We start from the raw sequence: 16,232 nt of genomic DNA on the forward strand, positions 1-16,232 counted from the left end.
CCCCCAAGCGCTTCTGGATGCTGCCTGAACCTCGTTACCGACTTTCGAACACCTCCCAGAGGTCTGTGTAACAGAAAAAGCGTACACAGGCCTCTGGCTAACGACAACCGGTCTGACCGGCAGCGGGTTACTGTGATTTTCTGACCCGCAGGTACCACTCGGACAGCAGTCGTACCTGTTTGTCGGTGTAGCCCCGCTCGACCATCCGTGTGACGAAGTCGTTGTGCTTCTGCTGGTCCTCTTTGCTGGCCTTGGCGTTGAAGCTGATGACCGGCAGCAGGTCCTCGGTGTTGGAGAACATTTTCTTCTCGATGACCACCCGCAGTTTTTCGTAGCTGAGCCAGGTTGGGTTCTTGCCGTTGTTGTTGGCTCGGGCGCGCAGTACGAAGTTGACGATTTCGTTGCGGAAATCCTTCGGATTGCTGATGCCGGCCGGTTTTTCGATTTTCTCCAGTTCTTCGTTCAGGGCCACGCGGTTGAGGATTTCGCCGGTTTCCGGATCGCGATATTCCTGATCCTGAATCCAGAAGTCGGCATACAGCACGTAGCGATCGAAGATGTTCTGGCCGTACTCGCTGTAAGACTCGAGGTAGGCAGTCTGGATCTCCTTGCCGATGAATTCGATATAACGCGGCGCCAGGTACTCTTTCAGGAAGCGCAGATAGCGCTCGCGGGTCTCAGCCTGGAATTGTTCCTGTTCAATCTGCTGTTCCAGCACGTAGAGCAGATGTACCGGGTTGGCAGCGATTTCGTGTGGATCGAAGTTGAAGACCTTCGACAGAATCTTGAAGGCGAAGCGGGTCGACAGACCATTCATGCCTTCATCGACACCCGCTGCGTCGCGGTATTCCTGGATCGACTTGGCCTTCGGATCGGTGTCCTTGAGGTTTTCGCCGTCATACACGCGCATCTTGGAGTAGATGTTGGAGTTCTCCGGTTCCTTGAGGCGCGAGAGCACGGTGAATTGAGCGAGCATCTTCAGGGTGTCGGGCGCGCAATGGGCCTTGGCCAGCGAGCTGTTGAACAGCAGCTTGTCGTAGATCTTCACCTCGTCGCTGACGCGCAGGCAATACGGCACTTTAACGATGTAGATCCGGTCGATGAATGCTTCGTTGTTCTTGTTGTTACGGAAGGTATGCCATTCCGACTCGTTGGAGTGGGCCAGCAGGATTCCGGTAAACGGAATTGCCCCCAGACCTTCGGTACTGTTGTAGTTGCCTTCCTGGGTGGCGGTCAGCAATGGGTGCAGCACCTTGATCGGTGCCTTGAACATTTCGACGAATTCCATCAGGCCCTGGTTGGCCCGGCACAGCGCGCCCGAGTAGCTGTAGGCATCGGCGTCGTTCTGTGGGAACTCTTCCAGTTTGCGAATATCGACCTTGCCCACCAGTGCCGAGATGTCCTGGTTGTTTTCATCGCCCGGCTCGGTTTTCGCCACCGCAATCTGGTTGAGGATCGACGGATAGAGTTTCACCACGCGGAACTGGCTGATATCGCCGCCGAATTCGGCCAGGCGCTTGGTGGCCCATGGCGACATGATGGTATTGAGATAGCGCCGGGGAATGCCGAAGTCTTCCTCGAGGATCGCGCCATCTTCCGTGGCGTTGAACAGACCCAGGGGCGACTCGAAAACCGGCGAGCCCTTGATCGCATAGAAGGGCACTTTCTCGATCAGTTGCTTGAGCTTTTCAGCCAGGGACGACTTACCGCCACCGACAGGACCAAGCAGGTAGAGGATCTGTTTCTTTTCTTCCAGACCCTGAGCGGCATGGCGGAAATACGACACGATCTGGTCGATGCATTCTTCCATCCCATGGAAGTCTTCAAAGGCCGGATAGCGGCGGATCACCTTGTTGGAAAAGATTCGCGACAGCCTCGAGTTGGTCGAGGTGTCGAGCAGCTCCGGTTCTCCGATGGCCAGCAAGAGACGCTCGGCGGCGGAAACGTAGGCGCTGCGGTCCTTTTTGCACAGTTCCAGATACTCTTGCAGCGAGAGTTCTTCCTGGCGCGTGGACTCGAAGCGTTGTTGGAAGTGGCTAAAGATACTCATGACGTCACCTCGCTCGATACGTGGAGCCGACGCCGGATCACTCAGTCGATGCTGGCAGCAACCGAACAGGCAGTTGCTGTTTACCCCCCAGAACTCTTCCAGAGCTGACTACTCCGAAAGCTACTCCCGATGACCCGTGCGCCGGTGTACCGGCTCTCCCCTGTTTTGGATGGCCTGCGCTTAAGGATAGTTGGGAATTCGGGAGAGAAAGGCAAGATACGTAATTAGTTATGGCAGACCGTTCGTCTGCCACCGCGCTAGCCCGCGGCAGCTGGGGGCTTGCGCGGTACAAAAAAATTATTCGGAAGTGCCTTGCGCCGTTTCCGAAGGATAAGTCGTACGCCATAGCTCAAAACCACCGTCCATGCTGTAGACGTCGGAGAAGCCCTGACTGACCAGATAGGCAGCCGCGCCTTGGCTGGAATTACCGTGATAGCAGACCACTACCGTCGGCGCGTCCAGGTCAGCGCCCTGAATGAAGGCATGCAGAGAATGGTTGTCCAGATGCCTGGAGCCTGCGATGTGCAGCGCGGCAAAAGTTGCTGGATCGCGGACATCGACCACCACCGCGCCTTGTTCGCGCAGGGCCTGGGCCTGTTCTGGGGGGATACGTTTGAATTCGCTCATGGCGGGCTCCTGTGGCTCGGCTGAAAGCGCAGTCTAGCGCGGGGCGCTGGCTGACGTTTGTTCGGGGATAGAGGTGGCGACTGGCGGTCGGGTATTACCTCGGGCGTCGCATTTACATTGCAGGCGCTCACCGGTGTCGATGTTCATCAGGGTCATGGCGCCACCCCAGACACAACCTGTATCGAGGGCAAAGAGCCCCGGCTCGTTGCACTGGCCTTCGAGCGCCGCCCAATGGCCGAAGATGATCTTCAGGCCTCTGGTCTTGCGCTCCTTGTGAGTGAACCACGGCGCATAACCCGGCGGCGCGGTGTCGATGCCTTCCTTGCCCTTGAGGTCGAGTTTGCCGTCGCTGGTGCAAAAACGCATCCGGGTGAAATAGTTGGTGATGACTCGCAGGCGGGCCGCACCTTTGAGGTCGCTGTCCCATTTCACCGGTTCGTTGCCGTACATACCATCAAGGTAAGGCGCGAAGCGGTTGTCGTCGTGCAGGGCTTCTTCGACTTCGGCGGCACACTTCAAGGCTTTGCGCAGCGACCATTGCGGTGGGATGCCAGCATGGACCAGGGCGATATCTCGCTGTTCGTCGTAATGCATGAGCTTTTGTTGCCGAACCCACTCCAGCAGCTCTGCACAATCGGGTGCGTCCAGAATTTCGCGCAGAGTGTCGGCCTTCTTCAGGCGTTCGATGTTTTGCCCGACGGCCAGCAAGTGCAGGTCATGGTTGCCGAGTACGCACACCAGCGACTCGCGGATGCTATAGAGGAAGCGCAAGGTTTCCAGCGACTGTGGGCCTCGATTGACCAGGTCGCCTACAAGCCACAGACGATCCTTTGCCGGGTCGAAAGCGACTTGCTTGAGCAGGCATTGCAGCGGCTCAAGGCAACCTTGCAAGTCGCCGACGGCATACGTCGCCATCAGTGCAGGGCTCCGGGCACCGCCAGACGAAACGGAGCGATGACAGCATCGAAGTGTTTACCGTCGTCGGCGACCATCTCATAAGTGCCCTGCATGGTACCGACTTTGGACGTCATGACGGTGCCGCTGCTGTAAGTGTGGCTCTTGCCCACGTCGATCAACGGCTGCTGGCCGACGACGCCTGCACCGCGAACCTCCTCGACATGCCCGTCACCGTCGGTGATCACCCAATGCCGTGAAAGCAGTTTGGCGGGTACCAGGCCATTGTTCTGCACGGTGATGGTGTAGGCGAAGGCAAAGCGATTGTGCTCGGGTTGCGATTGTTCTGCCAGATAGCGGGTGACGACGCTGACGTCGACCTGATAACGAGGATCGGACATGCAAAAGGCCTTAGAAACGAAGCGGGACGCGGGGCGTAGCTGATAGAAGTCAGTCTAGGCCAAGTATCGGGTAGTAAACCAGAGTGGCGTCCTACCCGATAGCGCTCATCGCCTGTCAGTCGGTGGTGGCAGGCTTTTGTAGGACTTGTTCGCTGAGCTTGTCGGCCAGACGCACGAAGGCAGCCAGGTCGAGCTGCTCGGGGCGCAGGCTGCCATCGACGCCGGCGGCTTCGATTTCGGCGTTGCTTAGCAGCAATTTGAGAGTGTTGCGCAATGTTTTGCGGCGCTGGTTGAAGGCTTCGCGCACGACGCGCTCCAGCAGTTTGTGATCTTTGGCCGGGTGCGGCAGCACCGCGTGGGGTACCAGGCGCACGATCGCGGAATCGACCTTCGGCGGAGGATTGAACGCCCCCGGGCCAACGTTGAACAAATGCTCAACCCGGCAATGGTACTGAACCATGATCGACAGGCGACCCCAGTCACCGCCACCTGGGCCCGCCGCCAGACGCTCGACCACTTCCTTTTGCAGCATGAAGTGCATGTCACGAATCAGGCTTGCGTTGTGCAACAGATGAAAGATCAGCGGCGTAGAGATGTTGTACGGCAGGTTGCCGACCACTCGCAGGCTGTTCGGCGCGGCGTTCAGACTGTTGAAGTCGAACTTCAGCGCGTCGCCCTGATGCAGGTGGAAGTTGCTCTTGCCGGCGAACTGCTGGTTGAGGATCGGGATCAGATCCTTGTCCAGCTCTACTACGTCCAGCTGGGCGCCGCTGTCGAGCAGGCCTTTGGTCAATGCGCCCTGGCCCGGGCCGATTTCCAGCAGACGGTCTTCAGGCTTGGCGTGGATAGAGCGCAGGATGCGGTCGATAACGCCGGCATCGTGCAGGAAGTTCTGGCCGAAGCGCTTGCGCGCCCGGTGCTGGTAATGCTCGGTCATAAACGGGTCTCGGCCATCTGGTAGGCGGTTTCCAGGGCGACTTGCAGGCTGCCGGTGTCGATTTTGCCGCTGCCGGCCAGGTCCAGGGCAGTGCCGTGGTCGACCGACGTGCGGATGATCGGCAAGCCAAGGGTCACGTTGACTGCCGCGCCGAAGCCTTTGTATTTCAGCACGGGCAGGCCCTGGTCGTGGTACATCGCCAGCACTGCGTCGCAGTGCTCCAGATATTTGGGGGTAAACAGAGTGTCGGCGGGCAGGGGACCGCGAAGGTCCATGCCCTCGCCGCGCAGGCGCTCTAATGTAGGTTCGATGATGTCGATTTCTTCATGGCCCAGGTAACCGCCTTCACCGGCGTGCGGGTTGAGCCCACACACCAGGATGCGTGGCTGGGCGATGCCGAATTTCTCTTGCAGGTCGGCGTGCAGAATCCGCGTGACCCGCTCCAGGCGCTCCGGCGTGATCGCGTCGGCGATCTCGCGAAGGGGCAGGTGAGTGGTGACCAGCGCCACGCGCAATCCGCGGGTGGCGAGCATCATCACCACTTGCGCGGTGTGGGTCAGGTCAGCGAGAAATTCTGTATGCCCCGAAAACGCGATCCCGGATTCATTGATCACGCCCTTGTGTACAGGGGCGGTGATCATGCCGGCGAAATGCCCGTCCAGGCAGCCTTGCCCCGCGCGGGTCAGCGTTTCCAGGACGAAAGCCGCATTGGCCTTGTCCAGTTGCCCGGCGTTGACCTTGGCGTTGAGTGGTGTATCCCACACATACAGGCTGTTAGCGGGGGCAGGAACGTCTGGCCAGTTGTCCGGTGTTACCGGCAGCAGATTGACAGCCACACCCAGCTGCGCGGCCCGCTCGATGAGCAGGTCGCGGCTGGTAATGGCAATCAGGGGGTGTGGCTGGGCTTGCGAGGCGAGCAGCAGGCACAGGTCAGGACCTATGCCGGCCGGTTCGCCAGGGGTCAGCGCGAAACGCTTGGGTTTCACTGCGTTGCCTGGTCTGCACCAGGGAGTTTGATTTCCACGTACGCTTCGTCACGGATCTGACGCAACCAGGTTTGCAGCTCTTCGTCGTATTTGCGGTTACGCAGTACGGTCATCGCTTGCTGCTCGCGGGCCTGGGTGGTGCTGTCGGTGGCGCGACGGCCAAGGACTTCCAGAACGTGCCAGCCATATTGGGTCTTGAACGGCCTGGACAGCTGACCTTGTGGGGTCTTGGCCATCACTTCGCGGAATTCAGGTACCAATGCGTTCGGGTCGATCCAGCTCAGGTCGCCGCCGTTGAGGGCGGAACCCGGATCTTCCGAGAAGCTTTTCGCCAGCTCGCCGAAGTCTTCGCCCGCTTCGATACGGGAGTAGAGCGACTGGGCCAGGGCCTTGGTTTTTTCTTCGTCGCGGATCGGGCTTGGTTTGACCAGGATATGACGCACGTGCACTTCGTCACGCACCTGGGTCTCGCCGCCACGCTTGTCGAGGATCTTCAGGATGATGAAGCCGCCCGGGGTGCGCATTGGCTGGGTTACGTCGCCAACAGCCATGGTGCTGAGCAGGCGATCGAACGGAGGTGGCAGTTGAGCGGCTTTACGCCAGCCCATGTCGCCACCTTCCAGAGCGGTTTCGCTGGCGGATTTGGCGATTGCCAACTGACCGAAGTCAGCGCCTTGCTTGAGCTGCTGGTAAACCGCGTCGGCTTGTTTGGCGGCATTCTGAATGGCGTCGGAGTTGGCGCTTTCCGGCGTAGGAATCAGGATGTTGGCCAGACGGAACTCTTCGGACAGCTGCATCTTGCCCAGGTCGGATGCCAGGAAGTTCTTCACTTCCTGCTCGGACACCTGGATGCGCTCTGCCACACGACGCTGACGCACACGGCTGATGATCATCTCGCGACGAATCTGGTCACGAGCAGCGTCGTAAGACAGGCCATCGCGGGCCAGGGCGGCGCGGAATTGATCAATCGACATGTTGTTGCGCTGGGCAATGGTGCCGACGGCCTGGTTCAGTTCTTCATCGGTAATGCGGATGCCGGAACGTTCGCCAATCTGCAATTGCAGGTTTTCGACGATCAGGCGCTCGAGTACCTGCTGATCCAGTACGCCGGCAGGCGGTACGGCAGCACCACGTTTGGCGATGGTTTGCTGAACTTCGTGAACGCGCTGGTCCAGTTGGCTCTGCATGACCACGTCGTTGTCGACGATGGCCACCACCTTATCGATGGACTGTACCGCGGCGTTGGCCGCGGTACCCAGGAACAGCGCGCCCAGCATCAGCGGGCGCAGACAATCAGAAAGCTTGGTCTTCACGTTCACGATAACCTTGGATGCCTTTGTCGAGGAAGCTCTCTACCTTGGCGCCAGTGAGGGCGCCGAGTCCCTTCAGAACAATTTGGAGGAAGACGCCGTGGTCGCCTTTTTCGTTTTGTGGAGCTTCCTGACTGAATTCGTCATAGGAAACCCAGTAACGGTTGATCAGGCGTAGTTTCCAGCAGCAGTTGTCGTACTCGAAACCACCGAAGGCTTCCAGAGTACGGTTGCGGTTGTAGTCATACTGCCAGCGGCTGATGGCGTTCCACTGTGGCACGATCGGCCAGATCACCGAGAAGTCGTGCTGCTTGATCTTGTAGTAATCCTTCACGTAGCCAGGAGTGCCCGGGGTGCCATAGTCACCGCCGCCCACCGACCATTTACCGGTGTTCTGGTCATAACGGACCTGGTCATTGCGATAGCGATAACCGGCGTTGATGACCTTGTTCGGGTTGTCTTCAGGCTGGTAGTGGAACATCGCGCTGCCCGAGCGAGGGCTGCGGCTGTCCGGATCCCAGTTGTAGTCAGCCGTGGTGCGCCAGTCGCGGTTCCAGCGGTACTCGTATTCCAGAGCGTACGGTGAAACGTTGGCTTGAGCATCGGCGCGGGTTTTCGCATCGATACCTGGCAACTGGACTTCGCGGTCCTTGAAGTACAACGCCTGGCCGACGCTGATGCGTTGGCGTTCAAAACCGTTGTCTTCGATCCAGCGGTTGGTCACGCCCAGGGACAGTTTGTTCTCGTCGCCGACGCGGTCGGAGCCGGAGAAGCGGTTGTCGCGGAACAGCGAGGCATAGTTGAAGGTGTATTCGCCGGTGTCGAATACTGGAATATCCTTCTGGTCTTCCTCAGGTACATAGAGGTAGAACAGGCGCGGTTCGAGGGTCTGGCGATAATTCTTGCCAAACCATTGGGTGTTGCGATCGAAATACAGGCCACTGTCGATACTGACAATCGGCACGCCACGATTCTGGTTGCTGCCGAAATGACCATTGATGTTTTCAGTCCCGGCTGCAGCTGCGGCTTGATCCTGGGCCACGATTTGGTTTTTGCCAGTACCGTCCAGATCCAGTTGGTACTGGGTGTATTGGTACTTGAGCGAAGGCTTCAGGAAGCCATAAGTCCAGTTCAACGGCAGGCTGACAGCCGGTTTGAGATTCAAGCGGTCGCCGTTGGCACGTGCCAGGCCTTGAACGTTGTTATCAAGGCGCGATGCGACAGTGCCGTCTTCGTTCACGAAGTTGCCGTTCTTCAAATCACGGTCAAACCGCACGACCTCTGTCTCGTAATCGAAATTCAGACCTTCCGGATGATAAGGCAGCTGTCCATTGAAGGTGATCTGCGGCAAACGATCGTACGGCGTGATGTTCGAAACGGTTGCCAGCTGATAAGCCTGGGCATTCACACGAGCGGTGTAGCTGTCGCCACGATAGGTGACAGAACCCTGCTGGTTCACGTAATCAGCGCTTTTCACCCCGATTTGATCAGTCTGCAGATCCTGGAAGTAATACGGATCGCTGATCTTGGTGTAATCGACCTGCGTGAAGACGCGGGAGTCGAGACCACCCTTGTGCTGCCAGTTGTACATGTAGCGGTTTTTTTTTGGTAGTCGGTCTGACCACTGCGATCGGTGTCTTCGTCGTTGAGGTACGCAGCGCCGAACTGACCTTCGCTGGTCTTGGTCAGGTAGCGGAATTCGCCTTCCATCAACAGCCCGTGCTTACTCATGTAGCGCGGGTACAACGTGGCATCGTAGTTCGGTGCCAGGTTGAAGTAGTACGGGGTGACCAGCATGAAGCCGGTATCGCTGCCGGTGCCGATGGTCGGCGGCAGGAAGCCGGACTGGCGACGGTCGTCGATCGGGAAATAGATGTACGGCGTGTACAGAACGGGGATGTCCTTGACCCGCAGTGTCACGTTGGTCGCGGTGCCGAAGCCGGTCGCCGGGTTCAAGGTGATGTTGTTGCCCTTGAGTTGCCAGGCGTTGCTGTTCGGTTCACACGTGGTGTAGGTACCATCCTTGAGGCGGATGATCGCGTTCTCGGCACGTTTGGCGTACAGCGCGTTACCGCGGATACGGGATTTGTGCATCACGTATTCGGCGTTGTCGACCTTGGCTTCACCAGTGTCGAGTTGCACGTCGGCGTGGTCGCCCACGATCAGTGCGCCATTGTCGCGAATGCGCACGTTGCCGCTCAGTTCGCCACGGCTCTCGGCCTGGTACAGGTTCGCTTCGTCGGCTTCGACCTGCATGCTGCCCTGACGCATGACCACGTCACCGGCCAGGGTAGCGATCTGTTCATCCTGCTTATAGCGGGAGGCCTTGGCGCCGAGGAAGGTCGGTGCGTCACTTTTATTCGTCTTGTCATTCATGCCAGGACGAATCGGTTCGATATAGGAACCAGAGCAGTAAGGACCGGTTTCGGCCAATTGCGCTGCGGTGAGCTTCTCGCGCGGAACCCAGTCGAGGTGGCTGTAGTCTTCACTACGCGACTTCAGGCCGCGGCCCTTGGACTCGGTAACCAGCACAGGCTTGGCGCCGGTTTCTTCGCTGGAGGCGGTGCCAGCCGGGGCTTCGCCAGTGGCGGAAACCGCGCTGCCGTCATGGACGGGACGCGGCGGCAATGCAGCTGCCGGCGTCTTTGGCGCACAGTCCCAGGCACCCGAAGCAGAGACTGAGCAGTCATACTGTTCCGCAGCGACCACGAACGAAGTGGCTAGAGGTTGCAGGGCCAGCAGACTGCCGGTGACCAACAACGGAAATTTTTTACGAAACGCGGGGGATTTCAATGCCATCTTATTAGTCCGGGCTTCCTGCGTGCCATCTGCCCGCGGTGTGGGCCGCACGCCTCTCGATGGTCTGAAAAAGATGCTGGATAATAAAGCATGACCCGCTTGACGGCTAGCGCCGTCGGAGACCCTTACAATGCCTGACCAAGATGTACGCTTGCAACACCTGAAAGTTTGGCTCGATGAACAGTTGGCTATCCTCTTTGCAGAACAAGACTGGGGCGCCGTGCCCCCGGCCACGTTGACTGCGGCCAGTAGTGACGCGAGTTTCCGGCGCTATTTCCGCTGGGAAGGCGCAGGCAGAAGTTTCGTCGTGATGGACGCGCCGCCGCCTCAGGAAAACTGCAAACCCTTCGTGGATATCGCTTTTCTGTTGGCGAAATCCGGAATAAACGTGCCGAAAATTTATGCCGAAGATTTGGAGCGCGGTTTTCTTTTGCTCAATGACTTGGGCAACAAGACTTACCTGGACGTGATCGACAGCGAAAATGCCGACGATTTGTTCAAGGATGCCCTGCAAGCGCTGCTGGCTTTCCAGCAGTTGCCGATGGTGGCGCCGCTGCCAAGTTACGACGTGGCGCTGCTGCGTCGCGAGCTGGAACTGTTCCCTGAGTGGTACGTGAAACGTGAGCTGGGCATTGAGTTCGACTCGGCGCAACAAACACTTTGGCAGCAGGTCAGCGACCTGCTGATCGACAGCGCTCTGGCTCAGCCTAAAGTCCTGGTGCATCGCGACTACATGCCGCGCAATCTGATGCTCAGCGAACCGAATCCCGGCGTGCTGGATTTCCAGGACGCGGTCTACGGGCCAGTGACCTATGACGTGACCTGCCTGTTCAAGGACGCCTTTCTCAGTTGGCCTGAAGAGCGCGTGCGTGGCTGGCTGGAAAATTACTGGCAGCAAGCCGGCGCGCTCGACATCCCGGTTCAGCCAGACTTTGAAGATTTCCTGCGCGCCAGCGACCTGATGGGCGTGCAGCGTCACTTGAAAGTCATCGGCATCTTCGCCCGCATCTGCCATCGCGACGGCAAGCCACGCTACCTCGGCGATGTGCCGCGCTTCTTTGCTTATATAGAGGCAGTCGTTGCTCGTCGCCCTGAACTGGCGGAACTGGGGATATTGCTGGCCAGTCTGCGTGCTGGAGTGAAGGCATGAAGGCAATGATTCTGGCGGCGGGTAAAGGCGAGCGCATGCGTCCGCTGACCCTGACCACGCCAAAGCCGCTGGTTCGCGCCGGCGGAGCGCCCTTGATCGAGTATCACCTGCACGCCCTGGCGGCTGCAGGGTTTACCGAGATCGTGATCAACCATGCCTGGCTTGGTCAGCAGATCGAAGATTATCTGGGCGATGGTGCGCGGTATGGCGTGAGTATTCAGTATTCGCCGGAAGGTGAACCGCTGGAAACCGGTGGCGGTATTTTCCGTGCGTTGCCGTTGTTGGGTGACGAGGCTTTTGTGGTGGTCAACGGTGACATCTGGACTGACTATGATTTCAGTGTGTTGCATCAGCCCATCATCGGGCTTGCGCATTTGGTGCTGACGGACAACCCGGCTCATCATCCGGCCGGGGATTTCACTTTGATCGATGGTCAGGTGCAGGACGGTCGGCCGGATACATCAACCCTGACTTACAGCGGCATCGCCGTGCTGCACCCACATCTGTTTGATGGTTGCTCGGGCGGGGCCTTCAAGCTCGCGCCGCTGCTGCGCAAAGCCATGGCCGATGGGCAAGTGACTGGCGAACGCCTGAGCGGGCATTGGGTGGATGTCGGCACTCACGAGCGCTTGGCTGAAGTAGAAACTCTGATAGAAGCGAGAAGCTGACATGTTGTGGCCAGGGACTCTGATTGGAGCCGGAGCGGGCTTTGCCATAGCCAGCATTCCGGGGGCCATGCTCGGCGCTTTGTTGGGACAGGCGCTGGATCGGCGCCTGCACCTGCAGAGCTGGGCGCATTTATGGGAAAAATTCGGTGGTCGCTCGGTGCTGCGCAACGATGAACTGCTGTTCGTGTTGCTGGGCCGATTGGCCAAGAGTGATGGGCGGGTAGTGGATGGCCACATCCAGCAGGCGCGGCAGGAAATGCGTTCACTGGAAATGAGCGAACCGGCGCAACGTCGGGCCATTGCGGCGTTCAACCGTGGTAAGTCGGGGCATGACCGGTTGCGCGGTTACCTGCGACGCTTGAGTACTCAACCCCATGCCGCGGAAGGTGTGTTGCGTGCGTGTTGGCGGATGGTCTGGGCCGATGGTCGCGCCGGTAGCAGTGAGCGCGAACTGATTGCCCAGTGGGGCAAATGGCTGGGCTGGACGTCGCATCAGGTGCAGGCACTGGCCAGCGACTACGAGCCGCAGAAACGACCGTTGGTCAACAGCGCGATCACGTATCAGGCTGCTTTGCAGCTGTTGGGAGTGTCCGCCACGAGTGAGCCGGCACAGATCAAGCGCGCCTATCGACGCCTGCTCAGTCGGCATCATCCGGACAAGATTGCCGGCAGCGGTGCGACGGCGTTGCAGGTTCGCGAGGCGACAGACAAGACTCGTGAATTGCACAATGCCTACACGTTGATTCGTGAGCGGCGGGATTTTCGATAGCAACAACGATTTGTGTCGCCAAGGATACCGCCATCGCGGGCAAGCCTCGCTCCCACAGGTTTTATGTCGATTGCAAAAATTGCCTACGACTCAAGTCCTGTGGGAGCGAGCTTGTCCGCGAATGGGGCGACGCGGTCTATTGCGCTGCAGACTGCGGATTCAACCATCCCCGCACCCGACGAACCAACTGCTCTTGCTCGGCCTTGGCATTCCCCGGCAACGCCTTGAGCGATACCTGGCTGAACGCCGAAGTCTTCAAGCGTTTGTTGGCCTGCAAGCGCTCCAGTGCCGCGTTGCGATCCAGCGGTTTGTCCATATAGAAGATGTCGGCGACAGGCAGTTTGATCGTTGGCGTCAATTCGGCCAGCCCGGGCTTCGCCGTAACGGGCGTCTGGGCGGCGACTATCACGAACTTCTCGACTTGCGATGGCTGTTTATCGCTCAGATAACGCGCGGCCCAGTAAGCGCCGGTGCCATGCCCCAGCACGACGATACGACGAGCGCTTTGCTGCTCGGCATAAGCGATGGCGGCATCGATGCGCGCGAAGATTCGCTCGGCGTCGGCTTTGGCCTGTTCTTCGGTGGTTTCGGCGATGGCTTTGTCGGCCACCTCCGCTTCGCCGCCGGCCGCCTGTTCGATGGGCGCCGCGGTAGTGGAGTCCTTGCTGCCGGCATCAGGCGCTTTGGGCGCAGGTGCCACTTCGACAATACGTGGTGCAATAGCTTCGCTTTGCAGGTCCGGCAAGGTGATACTCAGGCTGCTCCACTCGGCGTCCGGCAATTTACGGCGCAATGGGCTGATTGCTTGCGGCCAGTCAACGGTTTCACCGGCGCCCGGGATGATAATCACCGCACCCTTGGGTTCGGCGGTATTGGCCGGTTTCCATAAGGCGAGAAAACTGTCGGCGCCTGCTTGCAGTTGTTGCTGTTCCTGCGCAGGGATGTTTCGCTCAAGAGCTGTTGCTTCTTCCTGACTACGCTCAAGCAGCGGCTGACGTTCGAGCGGTTTTTCTTCTGCGGGTTTTTCCGCAGCGGCAGGTGCCGGGTCGGCCGCTTCGACGGAAAAGGCGCAAGGCAGGATCAACGACAGGCACAATGCTGGCAGTGCCAGGCGGTAGACAGGGGGCATCGGATATTCCAGGCCAGAAGTTATTCCGGCAGCCTAATGGGTTGGTCAGTATTTGTCAGTGTGTGAGACTTCGATGATGCATTTTCGCTGCCTGTGGGTTATCGGCTGTTTGTGGTTTCCCTTGATGGGCTGGGCGGCGCCCGCGCCACCGGCGCACGTCGTGTCATTATCTTCGGCGCAACAGCAATGGCTGGCGCAGCATGAAGAGTTGCGGGTCGGGGTGGTGTTGCAGGCGCCCTATGCCCAATACGATCGCCGCTTGCAGCGCTTGTCCGGGGTTAACGTCGAACTGATGAAGTGGCTGGCCAAGGCGCTCAAGGTCGAGCTGAGCTGGCGTAATTATCCTGATCTTGCGCAACTGGAAGCCGCCGCGCGTGAAGGCGACATCGATATCGCACCGGGGCTGACGCAAACCCCTGCCGGTTTACGGCTCTGGCAGTTTTCCGATCCTTACATGCGGGTACCGCAACTGGTGGTCAGCGACCAGAAGCGCACCGGTGTGGTGGAGCTGGAAAAACTCGACAGTCAGACCCGCGTCGCCGTGCGCATGCCCAGCGTCACCGCCGATTTTTTGCGTAGCACCTATCCGCATTTGAACCTGCAGGGCGTGCCTCTGGAGCGCCAGGCGTTGCAACTGTTGTTGAGTCAGCAGGCCGGTTACGCGGTGGTCGATGAAGCGCAATTCGGGCGTCTGTCAGCCGAGCCTGAGTTCGCCGGACTGGCGGTGGTGGGCGACATCGGTTTCCCGCAACTGCTGCGAGTGGCCACGCGCCGGGACTGGCCGGAACTGGCCGGCATCGTCGAAAACGCGCTGCGGGCGATTCCGGCCAAGGACCTGGAGCAACTGCACAATCAATGGCTGCAACCCAAGTATCCGCGGCTGTCCGATTCACCGGGCTTCTGGAAAAACCTCTGCCTGCTCTTGCTGGTGTTGCTGCTGAGCAGCATGGCCATTGTGTTCTGGCAGCGTCGTCAGCAACACAGTCTGGAGCAACGTTTGCTGGCGGCGCGCGAAGACATTGCCCTGCGCGAGGCCAGCGAAGAGGCCTTGCGCCTCACGCAGTTCTCCATCGATCAAAGCACCGTCGGCATCCTTTGGGTCAACTGGGACAGCCATGTGCGCTACGCCAACCGCGCAGCCGAAACCATGCTCGGCTACCCGGCGGGCGGGATCATTGATCGGCCATTGATCGATTTCGAGCCTGACTTGCACATGGACCGCTGGCTGAACCTGTGGAAACGCGCCCGGGCCAGCGAGGAAGGGCCGTTAAGTTTCGAAACCAACTGCGTGCGAGCGGACGGCAGTATCCTGCCGGCGGATGTTTCGTTGAGTTTCTTGCGTTTTCGCGATGGCGAATACCTGGTGGTTTACCTCAATGACGTCACAGAGCGTCGTCGCGCCCTGGCTGCATTGCAGGAAAGCGAGGCGAGATTGCAAGGGATTGCCGCCAACGTGCCAGGGCTGGTCTTTCGTCTGGAGCGCGCGCCGGTGACCGGGCAGATCGACTTTGCCTACATCAGTGAAGGCAGCGAGAGCCTGGTGGGCTACTCGCCGGCCACCCTGGCCCATCGGGACAAAGGCTTGCGCAGTCTGGTGCACCCGGATGACAAAGCCAGTTATCACCAGACTCAGGACCATGCCCTGGATACCGACAGTGACTGGTCATGGCAGGGGCGGATTCTGACCCGTCAAGGCGAACAGCGTTGGGCTGAGATCAAGGCCATCACCCGTCGGCTCGAAGACGGTGCCTATGTCTGGGACGGGATTGTCTGGGACATTACCGAGAGCAAGCGCATCGAACTGGAACTGGCCAGCTCCCGCGAGCAATTGCGCGAGTTGTCTGCGCACCTGGAGAGTGTGCGGGAAGAGGAAAAGGCCCGGATCGCCAGGGAAGTTCACGACGAGCTGGGTCAGATGCTGACCGTGCTCAAGCTGGAAACGTCCATGTGCGAACTGGCCTACGCCCAGCTCGACCCAGGCCTGCACGAGCGCTTGAACAGCATGAAACGTTTGATCGCTCAGCTGTTTCAACTGGTGCGTGATGTGGCCACGGCGCTACGGCCACCGATTCTCGACGCCGGGATCGCCTCGGCCATCGAATGGCAGGCCCGGCGATTCGAGGCGCGTACGCAAATTCCGTGTCTGGTACAGGTGCCGGATAACTTGCCGGTGCTTAGCGATGCCAAGGCCATCGGGCTGTTCCGGATCCTTCAGGAAGCGCTGACCAATGTCATGCGCCACGCCCAGGCGCATACTGTTGAACTGACGCTGGCCCTTGAGGGCAATGAACTCTGTCTGACTGTCAGCGATGATGGCGTAGGATTTGTCGCCGCCACTGGCAGGCCGACATCCTTTGGTTTAGTGGGTATGCGTGAGCGGGTACTGATCATGGGTGGGCAGTTGTCGCTTGAGAGTGAGCCAGGGGAGGGCACGACCCTGACTGTGCGCGTGCCGCTGGATGAGGCCTGATGGTCTTGTGTTGTTTGAGCTGGCGCCTTCGTGGGCTTGCCC

At 59.3% G+C, this 16,232-nt stretch carries 12 protein-coding genes and 1 pseudogene; 4 read left to right on the plus strand and 9 right to left on the minus strand.

Features of this window, described 5'->3' with window-relative positions; all coding sequences use genetic code 11:
• Positions 1-127: 127 nt before the first annotated feature.
• The 8 genes and pseudogenes from ACZ9BB_RS26765 to ACZ9BB_RS26800 all read right to left on the minus strand — a co-directional run bounded on the left by ACZ9BB_RS26765 (position 128) and on the right by ACZ9BB_RS26800 (position 10,004).
• Positions 128-2,050, minus strand: a complete 1,923-nt coding sequence (locus ACZ9BB_RS26765; protein WP_007904259.1) for a PrkA family serine protein kinase — start codon at positions 2,048-2,050, stop codon at positions 128-130.
• Between the two features lie 297 nt (positions 2,051-2,347).
• Complete coding sequence (gene glpE, locus ACZ9BB_RS26770) at positions 2,348-2,677, minus strand: thiosulfate sulfurtransferase GlpE (protein WP_476217677.1); 330 nt, start codon at positions 2,675-2,677, stop codon at positions 2,348-2,350.
• A gap of 33 nt (positions 2,678-2,710) precedes the next feature.
• Positions 2,711-3,592, minus strand: coding sequence for a symmetrical bis(5'-nucleosyl)-tetraphosphatase (locus ACZ9BB_RS26775; protein ID WP_476217678.1), 882 nt, complete (start codon positions 3,590-3,592; stop codon positions 2,711-2,713).
• On the minus strand, positions 3,592-3,972 hold the full coding sequence (gene apaG, locus ACZ9BB_RS26780) for a Co2+/Mg2+ efflux protein ApaG (RefSeq protein WP_447794834.1): 381 nt from the start codon (positions 3,970-3,972) through the stop codon (positions 3,592-3,594). Before apaG ends, ACZ9BB_RS26775 begins: the two co-directional genes overlap by 1 nt.
• A gap of 115 nt (positions 3,973-4,087) precedes the next feature.
• Complete coding sequence (gene rsmA, locus ACZ9BB_RS26785) at positions 4,088-4,909, minus strand: 16S rRNA (adenine(1518)-N(6)/adenine(1519)-N(6))-dimethyltransferase RsmA (RefSeq protein WP_476217680.1); 822 nt, start codon at positions 4,907-4,909, stop codon at positions 4,088-4,090.
• Complete coding sequence (gene pdxA / locus ACZ9BB_RS26790; RefSeq protein ID WP_476217682.1) at positions 4,906-5,895, minus strand: 4-hydroxythreonine-4-phosphate dehydrogenase PdxA; 990 nt, start codon at positions 5,893-5,895, stop codon at positions 4,906-4,908. Before pdxA ends, rsmA begins: the two co-directional genes overlap by 4 nt.
• The gene (gene surA, locus ACZ9BB_RS26795; RefSeq protein ID WP_476217684.1) at positions 5,892-7,214 is read right to left on the minus strand and encodes a peptidylprolyl isomerase SurA; all 1,323 of its coding nucleotides are present in this window, start codon (positions 7,212-7,214) and stop codon (positions 5,892-5,894) included. The genes pdxA and surA overlap by 4 nt, the downstream gene beginning before the upstream one ends.
• Positions 7,189-10,004, minus strand: a pseudogene (locus ACZ9BB_RS26800) (LPS-assembly protein LptD). The gene surA and the pseudogene ACZ9BB_RS26800 overlap by 26 nt, the downstream one beginning before the upstream one ends.
• 130 nt (positions 10,005-10,134) lie before the next feature.
• Here ACZ9BB_RS26800 and ACZ9BB_RS26805 point away from each other — a divergent pair.
• The 3 genes from ACZ9BB_RS26805 to ACZ9BB_RS26815 are packed head-to-tail and all read left to right on the plus strand — an operon-like array spanning position 10,135 to position 12,591.
• Positions 10,135-11,154 carry an aminoglycoside phosphotransferase family protein gene (locus tag ACZ9BB_RS26805; RefSeq protein ID WP_476217686.1) on the plus strand — a complete coding sequence of 340 codons (1,020 nt, stop codon included), beginning with the start codon at positions 10,135-10,137 and terminating at the stop codon, positions 11,152-11,154.
• On the plus strand, positions 11,151-11,822 hold the full coding sequence (gene murU, locus ACZ9BB_RS26810) for an N-acetylmuramate alpha-1-phosphate uridylyltransferase MurU (RefSeq protein WP_476217688.1): 672 nt from the start codon (positions 11,151-11,153) through the stop codon (positions 11,820-11,822). Before ACZ9BB_RS26805 ends, murU begins: the two co-directional genes overlap by 4 nt.
• 1 nt (position 11,823) lies before the next feature.
• On the plus strand, positions 11,824-12,591 hold the full coding sequence (locus tag ACZ9BB_RS26815; RefSeq protein ID WP_476217690.1) for a TerB family tellurite resistance protein: 768 nt from the start codon (positions 11,824-11,826) through the stop codon (positions 12,589-12,591).
• Between the two features lie 136 nt (positions 12,592-12,727).
• Here the strand turns inward: ACZ9BB_RS26815 and ACZ9BB_RS26820 are convergent, their stop codons facing one another.
• Positions 12,728-13,720: an alpha/beta hydrolase family protein gene (locus tag ACZ9BB_RS26820; protein WP_476217692.1), complete on the minus strand. Its 993-nt coding sequence runs from the start codon at positions 13,718-13,720 to the stop codon at positions 12,728-12,730.
• Between the two features lie 73 nt (positions 13,721-13,793).
• On the opposite strand from ACZ9BB_RS26820, the gene ACZ9BB_RS26825 reads away from it, so the two are divergent.
• Positions 13,794-16,190 carry a PAS domain-containing sensor histidine kinase gene (locus ACZ9BB_RS26825; RefSeq protein WP_476217694.1) on the plus strand — a complete coding sequence of 799 codons (2,397 nt, stop codon included), beginning with the start codon at positions 13,794-13,796 and terminating at the stop codon, positions 16,188-16,190.
• Positions 16,191-16,232: the final 42 nt, after the last annotated feature.

The organism is Pseudomonas sp. TE3552 (assembly GCF_056278945.1).

Bases quoted from the DNA above. Each gene is read 5' to 3' on its own strand.
- ACZ9BB_RS26765 (WP_007904259.1), bottom strand. From the start codon at position 2,050: ATGAGTATCTTTAGCCACTTCCAACAACGCTTCGAGTCCACGCGCCAG.
- glpE (WP_476217677.1), bottom strand. From the start codon at position 2,677: ATGAGCGAATTCAAACGTATCCCCCCAGAACAGGCCCAGGCCCTGCGC.
- ACZ9BB_RS26775 (WP_476217678.1), bottom strand. From the start codon at position 3,592: ATGGCGACGTATGCCGTCGGCGACTTGCAAGGTTGCCTTGAGCCGCTG.
- apaG (WP_447794834.1), bottom strand. From the start codon at position 3,972: ATGTCCGATCCTCGTTATCAGGTCGACGTCAGCGTCGTCACCCGCTAT.
- rsmA (WP_476217680.1), bottom strand. From the start codon at position 4,909: ATGACCGAGCATTACCAGCACCGGGCGCGCAAGCGCTTCGGCCAGAAC.
- ACZ9BB_RS26805 (WP_476217686.1), top strand. From the start codon at position 10,135: ATGCCTGACCAAGATGTACGCTTGCAACACCTGAAAGTTTGGCTCGAT.
- murU (WP_476217688.1), top strand. From the start codon at position 11,151: ATGAAGGCAATGATTCTGGCGGCGGGTAAAGGCGAGCGCATGCGTCCG.
- ACZ9BB_RS26815 (WP_476217690.1), top strand. From the start codon at position 11,824: ATGTTGTGGCCAGGGACTCTGATTGGAGCCGGAGCGGGCTTTGCCATA.
- ACZ9BB_RS26820 (WP_476217692.1), bottom strand. From the start codon at position 13,720: ATGCCCCCTGTCTACCGCCTGGCACTGCCAGCATTGTGCCTGTCGTTG.
- ACZ9BB_RS26825 (WP_476217694.1), top strand. From the start codon at position 13,794: ATGATGCATTTTCGCTGCCTGTGGGTTATCGGCTGTTTGTGGTTTCCC.